The organism is Acidimicrobiales bacterium, from assembly GCA_035536915.1.
Lineage (GTDB): Bacteria > Actinomycetota > Acidimicrobiia > Acidimicrobiales > JAHWLA01 > JAHWLA01.
The window spans coordinates 22,157-40,058 of sequence record DATLNE010000012.1 but is presented as its reverse complement, the minus strand read 5'-3'; the positions used below and the strand labels follow the sequence as shown (position 1 = coordinate 40,058).

At 71.1% G+C, this 17,902-nt stretch carries 19 protein-coding genes and 1 tRNA gene; 7 read left to right on the top strand and 13 right to left on the bottom strand.

All coding sequences use genetic code 11. The features are described from left to right. Positions 1-24: 24 nt before the first annotated feature. Entirely contained in the window at positions 25-624 is a 600-nt protein-coding gene (locus tag VM938_03870; protein HVF74161.1) for a TetR/AcrR family transcriptional regulator, read from the bottom strand. 38 nt (positions 625-662) lie between these two features. On the opposite strand from VM938_03870, the gene VM938_03865 reads away from it, so the two are divergent. Further along, positions 663-1,748: a hypothetical protein gene (locus VM938_03865; GenBank protein HVF74160.1), complete on the top strand. Its 1,086-nt coding sequence runs from the start codon at positions 663-665 to the stop codon at positions 1,746-1,748. Here VM938_03865 and arsC read toward each other — a convergent pair. Then, positions 1,742-2,101, bottom strand: a complete 360-nt coding sequence (gene arsC, locus VM938_03860; protein HVF74159.1) for an arsenate reductase (glutaredoxin) — start codon at positions 2,099-2,101, stop codon at positions 1,742-1,744. The two genes, VM938_03865 and arsC, sit on opposite strands and share 7 nt — an antisense overlap. Between arsC and VM938_03855 the strand changes: the two genes are divergently transcribed. Beyond that, positions 2,100-3,347, top strand: coding sequence for an MFS transporter (locus tag VM938_03855; protein ID HVF74158.1), 1,248 nt, complete (start codon positions 2,100-2,102; stop codon positions 3,345-3,347). The two genes, arsC and VM938_03855, sit on opposite strands and share 2 nt — an antisense overlap. Before the next feature lie 144 nt (positions 3,348-3,491). Here the strand turns inward: VM938_03855 and VM938_03850 are convergent. Then, a tRNA-Leu gene (locus VM938_03850) sits at positions 3,492-3,578 on the bottom strand. 166 nt (positions 3,579-3,744) lie between these two features. Further along, complete coding sequence (locus VM938_03845; GenBank protein ID HVF74157.1) at positions 3,745-4,059, bottom strand: hypothetical protein; 315 nt, start codon at positions 4,057-4,059, stop codon at positions 3,745-3,747. 49 nt (positions 4,060-4,108) lie between these two features. Here VM938_03845 and VM938_03840 point away from each other — a divergent pair, with 49 nt between their 5' ends. Next, on the top strand, positions 4,109-4,765 hold the full coding sequence (locus VM938_03840) for a hypothetical protein (protein ID HVF74156.1): 657 nt from the start codon (positions 4,109-4,111) through the stop codon (positions 4,763-4,765). A gap of 10 nt (positions 4,766-4,775) precedes the next feature. Further along, the gene (locus VM938_03835; GenBank protein ID HVF74155.1) at positions 4,776-5,726 is read left to right on the top strand and encodes a PD-(D/E)XK nuclease family protein; all 951 of its coding nucleotides are present in this window, start codon (positions 4,776-4,778) and stop codon (positions 5,724-5,726) included. Between the two features lie 55 nt (positions 5,727-5,781). Here VM938_03835 and VM938_03830 read toward each other — a convergent pair whose 3' ends face one another. After that, positions 5,782-6,582, bottom strand: a complete 801-nt coding sequence (locus VM938_03830) for an alpha/beta hydrolase (protein ID HVF74154.1) — start codon at positions 6,580-6,582, stop codon at positions 5,782-5,784. 68 nt (positions 6,583-6,650) lie between these two features. Between VM938_03830 and VM938_03825 the strand changes: the two genes are divergently transcribed. Both VM938_03825 and VM938_03820 read left to right on the top strand, forming a co-directional pair. Further along, complete coding sequence (locus VM938_03825; protein HVF74153.1) at positions 6,651-7,535, top strand: lysophospholipid acyltransferase family protein; 885 nt, start codon at positions 6,651-6,653, stop codon at positions 7,533-7,535. Next, a complete protein-coding gene (locus VM938_03820) occupies positions 7,535-8,587 on the top strand; it encodes an NAD-dependent epimerase/dehydratase family protein (GenBank protein ID HVF74152.1) in 1,053 nt (350 codons plus the stop codon). The genes VM938_03825 and VM938_03820 overlap by 1 nt, the downstream gene beginning before the upstream one ends. Here VM938_03820 and VM938_03815 read toward each other — a convergent pair. From VM938_03815 to VM938_03805, 3 genes are read right to left on the bottom strand one after another with little or no spacing between them, the layout of a single operon-like run. Continuing rightward, the gene (locus tag VM938_03815) at positions 8,584-9,186 is read right to left on the bottom strand and encodes a GNAT family protein (GenBank protein HVF74151.1); all 603 of its coding nucleotides are present in this window, start codon (positions 9,184-9,186) and stop codon (positions 8,584-8,586) included. The genes VM938_03820 and VM938_03815 overlap by 4 nt on opposite strands. Further along, positions 9,183-11,066 (bottom strand): AMP-binding protein, encoded by a 1,884-nt coding sequence (locus tag VM938_03810; GenBank protein HVF74150.1) that lies wholly within the window; start codon positions 11,064-11,066, stop codon positions 9,183-9,185. Before VM938_03810 ends, VM938_03815 begins: the two co-directional genes overlap by 4 nt. After that, entirely contained in the window at positions 11,063-12,085 is a 1,023-nt protein-coding gene (locus tag VM938_03805; protein ID HVF74149.1) for an alanine--glyoxylate aminotransferase family protein, read from the bottom strand. Before VM938_03805 ends, VM938_03810 begins: the two co-directional genes overlap by 4 nt. Positions 12,086-12,190: 105 nt before the next feature. Between VM938_03805 and VM938_03800 the strand changes: the two genes are divergently transcribed. Then, positions 12,191-14,041, top strand: coding sequence for a PQQ-dependent sugar dehydrogenase (locus tag VM938_03800; protein ID HVF74148.1), 1,851 nt, complete (start codon positions 12,191-12,193; stop codon positions 14,039-14,041). On the opposite strand, the gene VM938_03795 is transcribed toward VM938_03800, so the two are convergent. Genes VM938_03795 through VM938_03775 form a run of 5 tightly spaced genes read right to left on the bottom strand, consistent with a single transcriptional unit; the run spans position 14,038 to position 17,897 of the window. Beyond that, positions 14,038-14,940, bottom strand: a complete 903-nt coding sequence (locus VM938_03795) for a Ppx/GppA phosphatase family protein (GenBank protein HVF74147.1) — start codon at positions 14,938-14,940, stop codon at positions 14,038-14,040. The genes VM938_03800 and VM938_03795 overlap by 4 nt on opposite strands. Further along, positions 14,937-15,377: a DUF501 domain-containing protein gene (locus VM938_03790; GenBank protein HVF74146.1), complete on the bottom strand. Its 441-nt coding sequence runs from the start codon at positions 15,375-15,377 to the stop codon at positions 14,937-14,939. The genes VM938_03795 and VM938_03790 overlap by 4 nt, the downstream gene beginning before the upstream one ends. Continuing rightward, on the bottom strand, positions 15,374-16,174 hold the full coding sequence (locus VM938_03785) for an SRPBCC family protein (protein HVF74145.1): 801 nt from the start codon (positions 16,172-16,174) through the stop codon (positions 15,374-15,376). The genes VM938_03790 and VM938_03785 overlap by 4 nt, the downstream gene beginning before the upstream one ends. Next, positions 16,165-16,725 (bottom strand): nucleotidyltransferase family protein, encoded by a 561-nt coding sequence (locus tag VM938_03780; protein ID HVF74144.1) that lies wholly within the window; start codon positions 16,723-16,725, stop codon positions 16,165-16,167. The genes VM938_03785 and VM938_03780 overlap by 10 nt, the downstream gene beginning before the upstream one ends. Then, positions 16,722-17,897 carry an adenylate/guanylate cyclase domain-containing protein gene (locus VM938_03775; GenBank protein HVF74143.1) on the bottom strand — a complete coding sequence of 392 codons (1,176 nt, stop codon included), beginning with the start codon at positions 17,895-17,897 and terminating at the stop codon, positions 16,722-16,724. The genes VM938_03780 and VM938_03775 overlap by 4 nt, the downstream gene beginning before the upstream one ends. Positions 17,898-17,902: the final 5 nt, after the last annotated feature.

Here is a 17,902-nt window from a genome sequence, read left to right as displayed (position 1 = left end):
ATCGAACAGACGTTCGGAAGGCGTTCAGTCGACCTCGGACCAGGCGGTGATCATGGCGGGCAGCGAGCGGGAGACGAGCTCGATGAGTTCGTCGTCACGATCGGCGGTGCCCTCTTCCAGCCAGTGGACCACGGCGTCGACCAGCCACGACATCAGCGCTTCGGCCGCCCACCGCTTGCGGCGCCGATCGCCGCCCAGTGCGCGCTGCGACAGCATGGCGACGGCGACTTTGACCGCTTGTTGGCGGAAGCGCTCGGCGTGCTCGGCGAACTGCGGTTCGCGGGCGGCGTGACGCCACAGGAGGACGAAGCCGTCGGGGTCCTCGCGGGCGACGGTGAGCAGCGTGCGCACCCCCACACCCCGGGGCGGGTGCTGGTCGAGGCCCGCCACGAACTCCTCGGCCAAGCGCTTCGAGACCCGTTCGAGCACGGCCTCGTACAGCTCCTCTTTGGAGGCGAAGTGGCGGTAGACGATCAGCTTGGTGATGCCCGCTTCGGCGGCCACGTCGTCCATGGAGGTGGCGGCGAACCCCTTGTGGGCGAATGCGGTCGCTGCTGCCTTGAGGATGGCCGCACGGCGCTCCGCTCTGGGGAGCAGTTGGCGGGTGACTTGCGGCACGTTCACCTTGCCAAGTGTATACGCACGAGTTTACACTTAGGAAGATGACCACGGTCGCGGTGGAGTGGGCGCGCCAGGATCTTCTGGAGAGCGAGCCGATCGTCGAGCGGCTCGTCGCCGGCGGCGTGCGCTGCCATGGCGGGTTCGATGCCGAGGGGCGCTACGTGTCGCCCCGCACCCGCAACCGGTGGCCGGCCATTCACTCCTGGCAGGAGCAGCACCGGGCCCAGTTCGGCACCGACCTGCTCGACATCCTGCTGGAGTCGTGGCCCGAGGCGTACCCCAACGTGGCCCAGGCGAAGTTCCTGCTGGCGCAGGGCGTGCCGGAGCCGATCATCTCGTCGCTCACCCGCATCGGCACCGTCGAGGGGTTCGGAGCCATGATCCGGTACTCACTCATCCCCGACTTCCAGGCGTGCTTCGACGAGCCGGTGGAAGGCACGGCCATGGTGCACCTCGACAACGGGCTGTTCGAGGCGCACGCACGGGACGAGGCGGGCTACGGCGACGAGGGCGGCCACAAGCAGATGTGGTTCGCGGCGCGCGACGTGGCCTTCGAGCACCCGGTGACCGAGGACCAGACCGAGGTCATGCTCCAGCGCATGGGGATCACCACGTCGAACGGGTCGCGGGGGCCGATCATCCCCGAACCCATGTTCCCGGCCGTCGACGCCAACCTGGAGATGCTCATCGCCCGCATGGCGAGCCTGCTGCTGATCGAGATCAGCGCCCACCACGTGTTCGCCTGGGCCGAGGAGGTGCTGTCCGACCCGTCGCTGGTGGCGGGCGACGGCGAGGCGGCCCGGCTGGTGTCGTACATCAGGGCCGACGAGGCGCCGCATGTGGCGTACCTGAAGACGGTGCTGAGCGAGATGCGCGACCGCACGTTCGTGACGTCGGACGGGCGCAAGGTGCCGGGGACCGAGATCGTGGGTGGGCTGTGGGAGCGGGCCAAGGCCGAGTCGCTGGGGCCGCGTCGCAATCAAAACCTGGCCCTCACCTTGCGCGAGGTCGAGCACGCGCTCGACGGGCACCCGCGGCGCGACGACTCGCTGGAGGAGTTCCACTCGTTGGGGACGATCCGGCCGTCGAGCGACGGCAGTTGGACGCCGGTCGCCCCGGGCTACTGATCGCTCAACAGGTCGAGGACGCGTTCGGGGGGTCGGGCGATCACGGCCCGGTCGCCCCGGATGACGATGGGGCGCTCGATGAGGATGGGGTGCTCTGTCATGGCGTCGAGGAGGCGGTCGCCGTCGGCGTCGGCGTCGGCCAGGCCCAGCTCGGCGTAGACGTCCTCGCCGGTGCGCATCATCTGCCGGGGGTCGTCGATGCCCAGCAGTTTCATGACCCGCTCCAGCTCCTCGCGGGTGGGCACCTGCTCCAGGTAGCGGACGTAGTCGGCCTCGATCCCCTGCTCGGCCAGGATGCCTTGGGTGGTGCGGCACTTCGAGCACCGAGGATTGAAGTAGACGGTCGTGTCCATGGCCGACGAGCCTAGGACGGTGGCCCGCACCGCCTCCCCGTCCAACGGGCTCCGATTCGGGCTGCTGTGCGGGGCGACGCTGTTCCAGTTCGTCACCATGGGCATCTACTTGTCGGCCCTGCCGCTGTTCGTCACGGGCGAGCTCGGCGGGTCCCGCTCCGCCGTTGGGCTCACCGTCGGCGCCTTCTCGTTGTCGGCGGTGCTGCTGCGGCCCACGGTGGGGCGCGAGATCGACAAGCGGGGGCGTCGGTTGTTCCTGGCCGCCGCACCGTTGATCCTCATCGTCACCTCGGCGGGCTTCGGCCTGGCCCGGGCCGTGCCGGTGGCGGTGGCGCTGCGTTTGGCACAGGGAGTGGCCGGGGCGTGCTTCTACACGGCGGCGGCCACGGTGGCCACCGACCTCGCCCCGGAGGGCCGGCGGGCGGAGTACTTGGCCCGGTTCAGCCTGTTCCTGTACGGCGGGCTCGCCATCGGCCCTGCCCTCGGGGAGGCCATCGTGAGCAGCCGGGGGTTCGGGTGGACGTGGGCTGCGGCCGGCACCTCGGCCGTCGTGTGCCTGGTCGTCGCCTTGGCCCTCCCCGAGACGCGCTCGGCCGAGGCGGCCGCCGCCCGGCTGGAGGCGGTGGCGCCACGGGGCTTCGCCCGGTTCCTGCACCCCGCCGCCGTGGGGCCTGGCGTCGTCATCATCACCGCGGCGGTGGGCTACACGTCGATCACCGCGTTCTCGCCCCTGTACGCCCGGCGCATGGGGATGGCCACCTCCGGTCCGCTGTACGCGACGTTCGCCCTGAGCGTGTTGGTGGTGCGCTTGGTCTCGGGGCGGCTGGCCGATCGGTACGGCCGAGTGGAAGTCGCCCTGCCTGGCATGGTGCTGGCGGTGGCGGGCCTGACGTTGATGGCCTTGCAGGTCTCGCCCGCCCTGGCCTTCGTTGGGGTCGCCGGGTTCGGGGTGGGCTTCTCGTTGGTGTTCCCTGCGCTCATGGCCCTCACCGTCGACCGCGTGCCGGAGACCGAGCGGGGCGCCGCCGTCGGTTCGTTCACCGCCTTCTTCGACATCGGCTCATCGACCGGCGGCTACGCCGTGGGGGCGGTCGCCGACCGGTGGGGGTTCGGCGGCGGCTACGGCTTGCCTGCGGGCATGTGCGCGGTCGGTGCGGTCGTGCTGGCCCGGCTCGGGCGCAAGGTCCGAGCTGAAGCCGACGCGGTGGCGGGCGAGGCGGCGCTGCCCGAACCCTCCGGCACCTGAGGGGCGCGCGCTACAGCGTCGGCCTCCGGCTGCCGACGTGGTGTCCATGGACGTCGCCGTATCGGTTGCACTTCTGGTCGTTGCACTGGCGGGCTTCGGCACCGTGGGCTCGACCACCTCGCACCGCCGTCGCTAGGACGGAGGTGCCCGGGGCGGGATTCGAACCCGCACGGCCCTTTCGGGCCAGGAGGGTTTAAGCCCCCCGTGTCTGCCGTGTTCCACCACCCGGGCGCAGGTCCACGGTACCGGTGAGGTCGAGCCCGAAGGCCGGCAGCGGCACCGGCGCCGAGTCGCGATCCGGCATGTAGAACGAACCCAGCCTTTTCGTAGGTGCGGTAGCCGGCCACCGCGCTGACTCACTCCCACCTCCTTTCGGCTCGACCTCCCATACCTGCACCTATGCCGCCATCGCCTCCGGGACCACGGCGGCCCGCAGCGCCAGTCGCCACCCTTCGGCCTCGCGCCCGCGCAGGCCGTTGGCGACGACGACCCCGTCGACCATGTCGCCCAGCACGTCGTCGATCGACCGGCCACGCACCTGGACACTCACCATCAACCCCCCGCCTTGCAGCCGTCGAATGGTCCTCCGGGCACCCGCAACCCGGGGCGGGCTCGAGAACGACGGCAGCACGAGCCCGTGGCGACGTACCTCGGCGGCAAGCACCTGGGCCAAGGCGCTGAAGGAGAGGGACGACGCGTGCACAAGGACCATCTTGACGAGGGGGTGTGACAACAAAGGCTGGAGCGGCAAGGCTGGCGCTATGAGCGACCAGTTCGAGACACGGTCCGGCGGGGAGCACGACGACGCGGAAGAGGTGGCGGGGATTGATCCCGTCCCTGTCCTGGGGCCCGACGAGGGCCTTGCGCCGGAGCCGCCCGAGGCCTTGGACGACGAGGCGGACTGGGAGCCCGTCCCGGCTGCCGTGCCGTCCTCTCCCGCGTGGGTGAGCGCAGTGACGGGCGTCGGGCTCGGCTTGGTGCTCGTGCAGGCGCTCGTGCTGCTGGGCACCCTGGCCCAGAGCCTGGCGGTGGCCCGCTACCCCGGCGACTTCTTCCACAAGCTGGGCGTCGTCCTGCTGAGCAACGTGGGCAGCGCCAACGGCCTCGCCCTCCTGGTTGCCGCCGTCGTGGCGGGCCTGCCCACCCTGCTGGGTGCGCCGACGAGCGAGGGCGTGCGCCGCCGCCAGGCGCTGGTCTTCGGCATCGGCGGGGTGCTCGCCGTGCTCCTCGTGCTGGGCACGCCCATCGCCGTGCGGGCCCGCATCCATGCCCTCGACGTGGGCGGCCAGGCCGTCGACGCCCTGGCCCGGCGGGTGCTCGCCACCTACGTCGCCGGCACCCTCGGCACCGCCCTCGTGGCCCTCGCGGCTTGCCTCGGATTGTCCCGGGCAAGCCGAACTGTCTCACCCCGTCCGTAACATCGTCGGCGTGGAGGATTCCCCTCTGACGCCGACCCAGCGCCGAGTGCTGGAGGAACTGATGGCGGCCGGTCGGCCGCGGCCGTCGTTCCCCGACACCTTGGCCGAACGGCTCAGGGCGATGTTGGAGGAGGGCCTCTCCGAGGCGGCAGTGCGGGTGGGAGCCGACGGGCTCGTTGTCCGCAAGGCCGACCTCTCGCAGGTCCACGCTTGCGAGGCGCATTACCTCGCCGAGAAGACGTCACCGTGGGACGGGTGGAACTCCCGCAACGCCCGAGGGACGGTGGCCCACAAAGCAATCGAGTTGTCGGTCAACCTGCGGCCGTGCCCGCCGCCCGCAGCGTTGGTCGACCTCGCCATCGACCGGTTGGTAGAGGAGGACTGGGACTGGGGCCCCGGTCGATGGCTCTCTGAGGCCCCACCCACGGAGGCGGCGGAGCTGCGGGCGTACGCCGCCGACGTGGTGCACAAGTTCTCCGACGAGTTCCCGCCGCTGAAGCCCGCATGGCGGCCTCGTCTGGAGTCGTCGCTCTCGGCCGTGCTGTGCGGCGGTCGGGTGACGTTGCGGGGAAAGGTCGACCTGGCGCTGGGCCAAGCCCAGGGGACCGAAGCCCGCGTGATGATCGTCGACTTCAAGACCGGCCAACCAGCGGCCGGCCACCGCGACGATCTTTGGTACTACGCCCTACTGGAGACGCTTCGGGCCGGGGTGCCGCCCTTCCGGGTGGCGAGCTGGTACCTCGACTCGGGGCACGGCCAGTGGGATGACATCGACGAGGACGTGCTGGCAGCCGCGGCCCGGCGCGTCGTCGACGGTGTGGCAAAGGTGATCGAGTTGCAGGCGGGTGAGCGGGAGGCCCGCCTGCAACCCGGTCCGACGTGCGGGTACTGCGTGGTGCGCGCCACGTGCCCGGGCGCCCAGGCCTGGATCGAACAACGAGCGGAGGCGGGGGTGATCTGACTGGCCCACTTCGACAACTGAACGACGGTTGCTTGCGCGCGCTTGCGAGGCGCGCCTAGTCGGGGACTGTCGCCAGGAAATGCCGCAGGTGGCGGGCGAGGGTGGCCGGACGGATGCGGTACTCCACGATCGAGGACGCCTCCACCAAGGTGGCGTCGGGCAGGCGGGCGACGAGGTCGCGAGCGTCGGCCAAGGCGTGCAGCGGGTCGTTGCGATGGGCGATGACGAGCGCAGGCATGGTCAGGCGGCGCAGGGAGGCCTCGTCCTCGGCGATGGGAGCCTCGGCCAGCAGGCCGGTGAGGATCGCTCGCGCCACTCGGGGGTCGAGCGACGCCACGTCGCGCATCGCCGCGGCCTCGGGCAGCCGCCCTCTCGGCGCAGGCAGGCGAGCGAGCACCCTCGATGCCGGAGCCAGGAACGGCGCCGCCCCTGCGTAGGCGGCGGCCAGCGCCGAGAAGGCCGGACGACCGACGCGGTGCCCGCGCAGCAGCACGGGCATCTCGAGTACCAGCGCGTCCATGCGCCGGGCGTGCTCGTGGGCGGCGGCCAGCGCCACGTTGGCGCCCAGCGACAACCCACCGACGACCGCTCGTTCCACGCCCAGGTGGTCGAGCAGGCCGACGAGGTCGGCCGTCAGCTCGGCCCACGTGTAGCGAATCGGGTCCGTGGGTTTGTCCGACTTGCCGTGCCCGTGCAGGTCGAGCAAGACGATGCGTTGCTCCGGGAGCAGGGCGGCTACCCGCTCCAGCATGCGAGACGACCACAGCAGCCCGTGCATCAGCACCACCGGACGCCCGTCCGGCCGGCCGCGCGCGCCGTAGTGCAGCCGCAGGTCGTCCCGCATGAACGTGGGCATGACGGGGGACACCCTTCCCCATGCCCGCCGGGGAACGCCAGCCCGACCACGCCCTAGGATCAACGGCGATGGGGGCCGAGAATCCGACGCAGCTACGCCCAGAACTGTCGACCAAGGGCGGCGAGCTCGTCCCCCTGCCGCGGGCGAAGCAAGGCCCGGCCGACCCCCGGTTGTCCGACGTCGACGAGTGGGGGCGCTCCGAGCGCATGCGGGAACTGGCCCGTCGCCTCTACGACCCCATCTACCGGCGCTGGTTCCGGGTCGAGTGGGAAGGCCTGGAGAAGATCCCCCGCAACGGCGGTGCACTGCTCGTTGCCAACCATGCGGCGGCCATCCCCTCCGACGCGCCGGTGATCATCCACGGGATCGAAGAGGAGCTGGGGCGACCGGTCTACGGCTTGGCCGACAACTTCTTCCGGACCGTCCCGGTCGTTGGCACCTTGTGGTCGCGCACCGGCGGCGTGCCCGCCCACCCCGAGAACGCCTACCGCCTCCTGCGGGAGCAGCAGCAGCTGGTCCTCGTGTTCCCGGAAGGCGGCAAGGGGCCGGGCAAGACCTACGACGAGAAGTACCGCCTGCGCCGCTTCGGTCGGGGCGGGTTCGTGGAGATCGCCATGCGGGCGGGGGTGCCGATCGTGCCCATCGCCGTGGTCGGCGCCGAAGAGTCGATGCCGATCATCTTCAAGGTCCCCTCGCTGGCCAAGATGCTGGGCGTCCCCTACGTCCCTATCACCGCCAACCACCTGGTGTTCGGGCCGCTGTTGGGCACCGTCCTCTACTTCCCCACCAAGTTCAAGCTCCGGGTCCTCGACCCGGTGCACATCGACGTGCCCCCCGACCAAGAGCGCTATTCCAAGAGCCGGGTCATGGACGAAGCGGAGGACATCCGGGTGAAGCTGCAGGACACGCTCTACGAGATGCTGGCCCGCCGCAAGAGCGTCTGGTTCGGCTGATGGGCCACCGCGTCCTCGTCACCGGCCTCGGCAGCTTCTGGGGCGGCCGCGTCGCCCAGGTCCTCGAGGCCGACCCCAACGTCGAGGTCATCGTCGGCCTCGACCGGGAAGCGCCCAAAATCCCCCTCGAGCGGACCGAGTTCGTGAAGTCCGACCAGAGCTACTCGATCCTCAGTCGGATCGTGCAGGCCACCCAGGTCGACACCATCCTCCACACCTTCCTGGTCGTCGACTCGACCCGCATGAGCGGGCGCACCCTGCACGAGATCAACGTCATCGGCACCATGAACCTCCTGGCTGCGGCGGGCGCCCCCGGCAGTTCGGTGCGCAAGATCGTGGTCAAGTCGTCGGCCCTCGTCTACGGCGCCACCGCCGACGACCCCGTGTGGTTCCGGGAGGAAACCCCCCGCAGCCGCTCCCCCCGCACCCGGGTCGAGCGCTCGCTGCTGGAGGCCGAGGACTACCTACGAGACTTCGCCGAGGACAACCCCCATGTCACGGTCAGCCTCCTGCGCTTCGCCAACGTCGTCGGCACCGACATCGTGACGCCGCTGACCAAAGCCCTCGACCTGCCCGCCGCACCCGCCGTCTTCGGCTTCGACCCGTTGTTGCAGTTCGCCGAAGAAGACGACGTGGTGCGCTCCATCGAGTTCGCCATGCGCAACGACGTCCCCGGCATCTTCAACGTGGCGGGCGACGGTCGGCTGCCGTGGAGCGAAGTGGCCTCCATCTGCAACAAGCGCCTGGCCCCGCTCCCCCCTTTCTTCACCAACCTGGCCTTGTCGCCGTTGAGCCGCCTCGGCATCGTCGACCTCCCGCCCGAGACGCTCGACCTCCTCCGCTACGGCCGCGGCATCGACAACCGCCGGCTCAAGCAGGCCGGCTTCGAGTACCGCTACACCTCTGCGGGGGCCGTCGAGAACTTCGCCCGGGCCCAGCGCCTCCGGCGCACGGTGGGCGACAGCCGCCCCGCCTACACCTACGACGCCGACGTGGAAGCCTTCTTCCGCCACTCCCCCGCCGTGGTCCGCCAGCCCGACGCAACCGCCTAGAGCCACTCCTTCACCAGGTCGTCGGCCCGGTCGGCCCACTCCTCGGCCGTCATGGCGTAGCGGATGTGGTCCTCCCACCGCCCGTTGATCTGCAGGAAACGCTGCGCCAACCCTTCTTCGCGGATAGCGAGCTTCTCCACCACCCGCCGGCTGGCGGCGTTGCGGGGGATGATGCCGATCTCCACCCGGTGCAACTGCAACTCCTCGAAGGCGAAGCGCAGGATCAGCACCAGTGCCTCGGGCACGTACCCGTGGCCCGCCTGCGCCTGGTCGACCCAGTACCCGACCGTGCAGCCCTGCGTGGCGCCCCGCACCACGTTGGAGACGTTGATCTCCCCGGCGAAGCGGCCGTCGACGAACACGCCGAACCCGTAGCCCGTCCCCAACTGCCGCTCGCGTTCACGGGCGCCGCAACGAGCCGCAAACGCCCGGGGGTCGTCGACCACGTCGGGCGCCCCTGGCGACGGCGCGGGCTCCCACTTCGTCAACCAGTCGTGGCAGCGCCGCCGGACCTCCTGCCACTGCCGGAAGTCGCCGGTCCCCAGCGACCGCAGGAACACCCGTCGTCCCTCGAGCACGGGCGGCAGCGCCCTGATCACCGGGCCGCCCGCACTGCCTCGATGGTGGCGGGGTCCTCCAGCGACGACAGGTCGCCGGGGTCCTTTCCGACGGCAACGGCCCGTACCGCCCGGCGCAGCACCTTGGCGTTGCGGGTCTTCGGCAGCGAGTCGCAGAGCCGCACCACCGACGGCTTGAACGACTTGCCCAGCGCGTCGGCCACGACCGCGGCAATCTCGGAGCGCAGCGTGTCGGACTCGTCCGTGCCCGGCACCAGCACCGCATAGATCCAGAGCGACTCGCCCTTCACCTCGTCGGGGATGCCCACTGCGGCCGCCTCCAGCACGGCCGGATGCGCCACCGCCGCCGACTCCGCCTCGGCAGGCCCTAACCGCTTGCCTGCCACTTTGATGGTGTCGTCGCTGCGCCCGTGCAGGAACCAATTGCCGTCGGCATCGACCGACGCCCAGTCGCCGTGCACCCACACGTCGGGCCAGCGGCTCCAGTACGTCTCGATGTAGCGCTCCGGCGCCTGGTACAGCCCCCGCGTCATCCCCGGCCACGGACGGGTGCACACCAGCTCGCCCACCGCTTCGCGCACCGGCTTGCCGTCGTCGTCGAAGACGTCGACCGCCATGCCCAGCGACGGTCCGCCCAACGACATCGGCTTCAACGGAGCCACCGGGTGGGGCGACAAGAAGCACGCGCCCACCTCCGTCCCGCCGGAGATGTTGATGATCGGGCACCGCCCGCCGCCCACGACCGAGAAGAACCACTGCCACGGCCCCTCGTTCCACGGCTCGCCCGTCGACCCGAGGATGCGCAACGCCGAGAGGTCGTGGCGACGCACCGGCTCGTCGCCGTGCGGCATCATCGCCCGCACCAAGGTCGGGCTGATGCCGAGGATCGTGACCCCGTGCCGTTCCAAGAACGCCCACAGCCGGTCGGGCTCGGGCCAGTCGGGCGCACCCTCGTAGAGGGCCAGCGTGGCGCCGTTGGCCAACGCCGCCGTGACCTCCCACGGCCCCATGATCCAGCCCATGTCGGTAAACCAGAACAGCGTGTCGTCAGGCCCGCAGTCGGTCTGGAAGGCACCCTCCTCCGCCACCTTGGCCAGCCAGCCCGCGTGCACGTGCACCGAGCCCTTGGGCTTGCCCGTCGTGCCCGACGTGTAGGCGATGAACAACGGGTGCTCGCTGTCGACCTCCTCGAACGGCTGGGGCTCACCGGGGCCCGGCCACGGCACGCCGCCGCCTCGGCCCAGCCGAGGCACCACCACCGTCGTCGTCACCGACGGGCACTCGATCACCGCCTCTTCCGCCACCGACAACATGTCGACCGGCTTGCCCCGGCGGTAGGTGCCGTCCGCAGTGATCAAGGCCACAGCCGACGCATCCTGCAGTCGGCTCGCCACCGCGCCTGCGCCGTAGCCGCTGAACAACGGCAGGAACACCGCTCCCAGCTTGGCCACGGCCAGCACGGCGGCCACCGTCTCGGGGACCATCGGCATGAAGATGCCGACGCGGTCGCCGACGCCCACGCCACGCGAAGCCAACAGCGCGCACAGCCCGTCGACCTCGGCGGCCAGCTCGCCGTACGTCCACGAACGCACCTCGCCGTCCTCGCCCTCCCAGACGAGGGCCCGACGCGACCCCGCGTGACGCAAGCAGGCCTGGGCGAAGTTCAGCCGACCCCCCACGAACCACTTGGCCCAGGGGATGCCCTCGGTGGTGTCGAGCACGCGGTCCCACCGGCGGGAGAACGGCAGCCCCAGGAAGTCGACCACCGCAGCCCAGAACCACTCCGGCTCGTCGATCGACCGAGCGACCAGCTCGTCGAACGACGCCACGCCCTCGGCTGCCATGAACCGCCCGACGTTCGTCGCCGCAGGATCGGTGGGGAACCACACGGGCTCGCTCAACGGCCCAATACCTCCTCGAGAGCCCCCACCAACAACGTCACGTTGCGCATGCGGGCCGTGTGCCCCATGCACCCAATGCGCCATACCTTGCCCGCCACGGGGCCGAGCCCCCCACCCACCTCGATGCCGTAGTCGTCGAGCAAGCGCCGTCGCACCGCCGCTTCGTCGATGCCCTCCGGCACCCACACCGACGTCAGCTGCGGCAGCCGATGGCCCTCGGCCGCGAACAGCCGGAAGCCCAGCTTCGCCACGCCCGCCTGCAGCGCCGACCCGCACGCCGCGTGCCGCGCCCACGCCGCTTCCAGCCCCTCGTCGAGCACGGCGCCAAGGCCTCCGTGCAGGGCGAACACCATGGAGATGGGCGCGGTGTGGTGGTACGTGCGCGCCTGCCCGGCCGTCGTGTACTTCCCGATCATGCCCACGTCGAGGTACCACGACTGCGGCCGTTCCACCGCCCGCTCACGCGCCCGCTCGCTCATGGTGAACGGCGCCAGCCCGGGCGGCACCCCGAGGCACTTCTGCGTGCCTGCGTAGGCCACGTCGACGCCCCATCCGTCGACGTCGACTTCGATGCCTGCGAGCGACGTCACGCAGTCGACGAGCAACAGGGCGTCGCCCTTTCCCGCACCCAGGGCGGCTACGTCGTTGCGCACGCCCGTCGAGGTCTCGGCGTGCACCACGGCAATGACCGCAGGTGAGGGGTGTGCGGCGAGCAGCCGTTCCGGCGCCACCGGCTCCCCCCACGGCGCCTCCACCCGCACCACCTCCGCGCCGCAACGGCCGGCCACGTCGCACATGCGCTCGCCGAACACACCGTTCACCCCGACCACCACCACGTCGCCGGGGCGCACGGTGTTCACGAACGCCGCCTCCATGCCCGCCGAGCCGGTCCCCGACAGCGGCAGCGTGAGCGCGTTGTCGGTCCTGAACACCGCCCGCAGCCGGTCGCACGTCTCGTCGAGGATGCCCAGGAACTCGGGGTCGAGATGGCCGAGCATCGGCCGCCCCAAAGCCGCCATCGCCTCCGGGTACGGGTTGCAGGGTCCGGGTCCCATGAGGACGCGATCGGTGGTCGGCACGCTGCGCACTCTAAAACGTCGCAACCCCTCGCTACCCTCGAAAGCATGACGTTCGTTCGGCGCCTCTCGTTGCTGCTCCTGGTCGTCCTGCTGGTGGCTCCCGCTGCGGCCCAGGCCGACCATGGCCCCGCACACTTCTACGGGTCGACCGGCGGACAACCGCTCAACGCGCCGATCGTCGGCATGGCCCGCACCCAGCAAGGTGACGGCTACTGGCTGGTCGCCTCCGACGGCGGCATCTTCACCTTCGGCAACGCGGCCTTCGCCGGGTCGATGGGCGGCCGACCGCTCAACTCCCCGATCGTGGGCATGGCCGCCAACCCGAGCGGCGGCTACTGGATGGTGGCGAGCGACGGCGGCATCTTCGCCTTTGGAAGCGCTCCCTTCCTCGGCTCGAAGGGGGGCCAGCCGTTGAACGCTCCCATCGTGGGCATGGCAGCCACCAACGACGGCGGCGGGTACTGGCTGGTGGCGTCCGACGGCGGCATCTTCACCTTCGGCAACGCTGCCTTCGCCGGATCGATGGGCGGCCAACCGCTCAACCAGCCCATCGTGGGCATGGCCGCGGCCGCAGGCGGTGGCTATTGGATGGTGGCGCGCGACGGCGGCATCTTCGCTTTCGGCGGGGCACCGTTCCTCGGTTCCATGGGCGGTCGCCCGCTCAACCAACCCATGGTGGGCATGGCGGCCGATCCCAACGGCGGCTACTGGACCGTCGCCCGCGACGGCGGCATCTTCACCTTCGGGACGGCTGCCTTCCACGGCTCGACCGGCAGCATGGCCCTCAACCGGCCGGTCGTCGGCATGGCGGCGACGCCGAGCGGTGGCGGGTACTGGCTGGTCGCCTCCGACGGCGGCATCTTCGCCTTCCCGGGGACGGCGCCGAGCCTTTCCGTCTCGGTCGTGGCCTCAGGGCTGACCATCCCCTGGGACATCGGCTTCACGCCCGACGGCACCCTCCTCTACACCGAGCGGCCCGGCCGCATCGGGGCCGTGGTCGGCGGGGCGCCGCGCACGATCGCCACGGTCGGCGACGCCTACGTCAACACCGAAGGCGGCGTCCTCGGCATGGCCGTCGACCCCGACTTCGCCGCCAACCGGCGCATCTACGTGTGCCAGACGTGGACCAACGGCAGCACACGCGACGTGCGCCTCTACGCCTGGACGGTCGACAACGCGTACACCACGGCCACCCGGTCAGGCGGGCCGTTGTTCAGCGGCGCGCCGGCGACCACGGGCATCCATACCGGTTGTCGACCACGGTTCGGCCCCGACGGCTTCTTGTGGGTCGGCACCGGCGACAGCACGATCGGCACGGCGCCGCAGGACCTGGGCTCGCTGGCGGGCAAGGTCCTGCGCATCGACAAGCTGAGCGGGGCGGGTGCGCCCGGCAACATCGGGGCCTCCCGGATCTACACCTACGGCCACCGCAACATCCAAGGGCTCGCCTTTCGGCCCGGCTCGGGGCAGGCCTTTTCCGTGGAACACGGCCCCGACCGTGACGACGAGATCACGCCGTTGCAGTCGGGCGGCAACAGCGGCTGGGACCCCGTTCCCAACTACAACCAGTCCGTGCCCATGACCGACCTGGCCAAGTTCCCGTCGGCCATGCGGCCCGCGTGGGCCTCGGGCTCTCCGACGATCGCCACCTCGGGCGCCACCTTTGTCACCGGCTCGGCGTGGAAGTCGTGGAGCGGCGCCCTCGTCGTCGCCTGCCTGAAGGGCAGGCAACTACGGGCCTTCTTCCTCGACGGCAGCAACAACGTCACCGCCCACGAGCTCATCTTGGACGTGCCCGATCGCCTGCGCTCACCGGTGCTCGGCCCCGACGGCAGCCTCTACGTCACCACGTCCAACGGCAGTGGCGACCGCATCCTCAAGGTCACGCCCACCTAGCCCACCTGCGAGGCCACCAGCCCGTCGAGGATGTCGGACTCCGACACCAAGCAGGCGTCGAGGTCGAAGTGGCGCAGGATGGTCACGAGCACCAGCGCGCCGCCCACGATGACCTCGGCGCGGTCGGGTTCGAGGCCGGGGTTCCACACCCGGTCGGCCAAGGCTTCCGTGGCCAGGGTGCGGAACACGTCCTCGGCCGCCGCCCGCGTCAGCACGAAGTGGTGGATGCTGTCGCGGTCGTAGGCAGGGAGGCCGATCTCCACCGCGGCCATGGCCGACACCGTGCCCGCCAGCCCCACCAACGTCTTGGCCTCCCGCAACGTGGGCAACGCACGGGCCACGTCCTCCAGATGGGCATGGGCCACCGAGATGGCCTGTGAGAGCTCCTCGGCGGCAGGGGGGTCGGAGTGCAGGAACTTCTCGGTCATGCGCACGCAGCCCATGTCGACCGACACCACGCCGTCGGGCTCGGTGGTGCCGACCACGAACTCCGTGGAGCCGCCGCCGATGTCGACCACGAGGAAAGGCCCGTCGCCGGGGTCAAGCTCGGCGGTGGCGCCCAGAAACGACAGTCGCCCTTCTTCGTCGCCGGGCAGCAACTCGGGCCGAACACCCACGACCTTCTCGGCCACGTCGAAGAACTCGTCGCGGTTGGCCGCGTCACGGGCCGCCGACGTGGCCGTCATGCGCACCCGCTCCACCCCGAAGCGGTCCATCACCTCGCGGTACTCCCGCAGCACCGCCGCCGTGCGCTCGATCGCATCCGGGGCCAGTCGCCCGGTGGCGTCGACGCCTTGGCCCAGGCGGGTGATGCGCATCAAGCGCTCCAGCGTCCGCTCGCCGTCGTTCACCAGCAGGCGGGTGGAGTTGGTACCGCAGTCGATGGCGGCGACGTTCACTGCTGCTCCAGCCGGTCGGCCACCCACCGCCCGACGGGGTCGTCGCCACCCGCCAGGAACCACGCGTAATGGGCGTGGAGGCACTTGACCCCCAGCCGGGTGCCGCCCACCCCGCCGCTGGGACGCGGCCCGCGGTGATCGGCGGGCAACAGGGCGTCGCGTTCGGCTGCGTACCGAGCGTGGGCGGCAGCCAGCTCGTCGGCGTCGACCGCAGACTCGGCCTCCTTGACGCCGCCCGCCGCCTCCAGCCGGCTCACCGCCTCGCGCACCGCCTCGCCCACCAGCCAGTAGAGGGTGGGCATGGGCGTGGCGTCGGCCAACAACGGCTTGTTGCGGATGACCACGGGGTCACCGGAGTCGTCGCGCACCACCACGTCGTAGCCGCCTCGGGGCTCGCGCCCGAGGAGGACGACGATGCGCCCGTGCTCGTCGCTCAACGGTGCTTGCGCCGCCGGCGGCGGGTGAACACCCACAGCAGGAACACCACGGCGCCCACCGCCGGGCCGACGCGACGAGCGACCGAGCCGCCTGCGGCATCGAGCAGGTCGACGGGCTTGGCGGCGGCGGACTCGATCTTGCGCACGCCCGACGACGATCCGTTGGCCGACGGTTCCGCAGCACGCTCGGCCACGGCCACGGCCGCCACCTCGGCCTCCGGTTGCGGGGCGGCAGCGGCCCACGCCGGGTCGGGCTCGGCGGGGGCGGCGGGCTCGCCTGCGGACTCCGCAGGTACCTCGGCCGCAGGCACCTCGGCCGCAGGCACCTCGGCCCCAGGCGCAGCAGGTGCAGGCGCAGACAGCACGTCCGCCTCCAGCGACTCCACGAACTGGTCGAGCAACTTGGCACTGACGTCGGCCAGCACGCCACGGCCGAACTGGGCGACCTTGCCCGTCACCGTCAGGTCGGTGACGACCTGCACCAAGGTGGCGTCACCCTCGTCGACCAACGTGGCCGTGATGGTGGCGTTAGCGTTGCCCGCTCCACGGGTGTCGCGTCCTTCGGCCCGCAGCACGGCCCGATGGGCGGCGTCGTCGCGCTCCACGAACGTGGCTTTGCCCTTGTACTGGGCGGTGATGGGGCCGACCTTGACCTTGACCACGCCGCGGTACTCGTCGCCTTCGACCTCTTGCAGCTCTGCCCCCGGCAGGCACGGCGCGATGCGTTCGACGTCGGTCAGCACCGCCCACGCCTGGTCGACGGGGACGCCCACCCGGAACTCGTTGGTCAACTCCATCGGGCCAAGTCCTCCACGGTGTCGATGTCGGCGGGCTCCCCGTCGCACGCTACTTCGCCCACGAGGTGAGGGAACTCCCGGTACAACGCCCGAGCGCCCGCGTCGCCCGTGGACGGCACCAGGTGCCACACCGACCGGTGCAGCCGCACCGGGTTGCGACGTTTGCCCCCGTAGGTGGCCACGGCGATGGGCCTCTCGCCGGCATCCGCCACCGCCCGCCACGCCGTCGCAGGCACGAGCGGCTGGTCGCCCAAGCCGACCACGACGGCCTCGTGCCCGGACGCCGCGGCCGCATCGAGGCCGGCCCGCAGCGAGGTGGCCAGGCCGTCTGCCCACAACGGATTGCCCACGACCGTGACGTGGCCGGGGAGCAGGTCGCGCAACGCCGTCCGCCCCTCCACCACCAAGATTTCGTCGAGCCCGGCGGCACCGGCCGCCTCGACCGCCCAGCACACCAGCGGCTTGCCCCGGAACGGCGTGGCCAGCTTGTGCGCCCCACCAGCGAACCGGCTGCTCGCCCCCGCCGCCAGCACCACGGCGGCCACGGTCATTCGTCGGCTTCCCACTCCACGGGGTAGACGACATGTTCCCCTGACAAGCCCTTGAGCGCTGTGCGACGCGGCTCGCCGAAACGGAACTCGCCGCTCGAGTCGGCCAACTCCTTCAGCAGCGACGACACCAGGATGGTGCCGCCCTCGGCCGACGCGGCGATGCGGGCGGCCAGGATCACGCTGCGCCCGAACAAGTCGTCCTCTTCCCGGATGGCCTCGCCGGTGTGCAGGCCGATCCGCACCCGCAACGGCGTCTCCGGGTGCTTCTCCGACCACTCGGAGAACGCCCGCTGGATCCCGATGGCGCACCGCACCCCCCGCCACGCACCGGCGAACGACACCATGAAGCTGTCGCCCTGCGACTTCACTTCACGCCCGCCGCACGTCGCCACCTGCGCCCGCACGATCTCGTTGTGGGCTCGCACGATGTCCTGGGCCCGCAGGTCGCCCAACCGCTCGGTCAGCCCGGTGAAGTCCTCGATGTCGCTGAACAGGATCGTCACCGTGCCGTCGGGCATGGCATCGCGGCTGAGGTCGGGACGCTCCTCCTGCACGGCGGCGGCCACCCGCTCCAGCGATCGCGACCGGCGGTCTTCTTCACCGATGGCCCGCTGCTCGTTGGTGCGGCTGGGCTTGCTGCGCACCGTCACGCCGCCCCAGAAGGCGAACGCCTTGACCTTGATCACCGGCGTGCCCGGCAGTGTCGGCACGTCGCGGATGCGGCGCTCGATGCCGCCCATGAGGGGGATGCCGTCGACTTCGACCTGCACGCCCTCGGGCACCACAATCTCGATGCCGCCCATGATGGCCACGGCCGACACGTGCACGACCGGGGTCGTCATCTCCGCGGCCCGCAGGTCGAGGTGGCAGCCACCCCAAAAGGCGAAGGCGTTGACCTGTTCGCCCATGCGCCACCGCCCGCGGCGCTTGGCCCCGCACATGACGGCAACGACCCACGCGGTAGCCGGCGGCCGCTCCTGGTCCAACTGCGCAGGCGGGAGGTCGGCGGTCACCGTGGCCAGTTCGGCCGAGGTGCGGGCCTGGATCGCCGCCGAGACACGGTCGGCAAACTCGTCGAGCGTCAACCGCCCGTCGGCGCAATGCGTGCGCAGCGTGGCCACGGCATGGTCGCGCTCTGCGTCGCTCGGGGGGACCGCCGACTTTTCGAGCATCGCCC

Coding starts and splice junctions, on each gene's coding strand:
- VM938_03865 (HVF74160.1), top strand. CDS start 663: ATGACCACGGTCGCGGTGGAGTGGGCGCGCCAGGATCTTCTGGAGAGC.
- VM938_03855 (HVF74158.1), top strand. CDS start 2,100: ATGGCCGACGAGCCTAGGACGGTGGCCCGCACCGCCTCCCCGTCCAAC.
- arsC (HVF74159.1), bottom strand. CDS start 2,101: ATGGACACGACCGTCTACTTCAATCCTCGGTGCTCGAAGTGCCGCACC.
- VM938_03845 (HVF74157.1), bottom strand. CDS start 4,059: ATGGTCCTTGTGCACGCGTCGTCCCTCTCCTTCAGCGCCTTGGCCCAG.
- VM938_03840 (HVF74156.1), top strand. CDS start 4,109: ATGAGCGACCAGTTCGAGACACGGTCCGGCGGGGAGCACGACGACGCG.
- VM938_03830 (HVF74154.1), bottom strand. CDS start 6,582: ATGCCCACGTTCATGCGGGACGACCTGCGGCTGCACTACGGCGCGCGC.
- VM938_03825 (HVF74153.1), top strand. CDS start 6,651: ATGGGGGCCGAGAATCCGACGCAGCTACGCCCAGAACTGTCGACCAAG.
- VM938_03820 (HVF74152.1), top strand. CDS start 7,535: ATGGGCCACCGCGTCCTCGTCACCGGCCTCGGCAGCTTCTGGGGCGGC.
- VM938_03805 (HVF74149.1), bottom strand. CDS start 12,085: ATGGCGGCTTTGGGGCGGCCGATGCTCGGCCATCTCGACCCCGAGTTC.
- VM938_03800 (HVF74148.1), top strand. CDS start 12,191: ATGACGTTCGTTCGGCGCCTCTCGTTGCTGCTCCTGGTCGTCCTGCTG.
- VM938_03785 (HVF74145.1), bottom strand. CDS start 16,174: ATGGAGTTGACCAACGAGTTCCGGGTGGGCGTCCCCGTCGACCAGGCG.
- VM938_03780 (HVF74144.1), bottom strand. CDS start 16,725: ATGACCGTGGCCGCCGTGGTGCTGGCGGCGGGGGCGAGCAGCCGGTTC.
- VM938_03775 (HVF74143.1), bottom strand. CDS start 17,897: ATGCTCGAAAAGTCGGCGGTCCCCCCGAGCGACGCAGAGCGCGACCAT.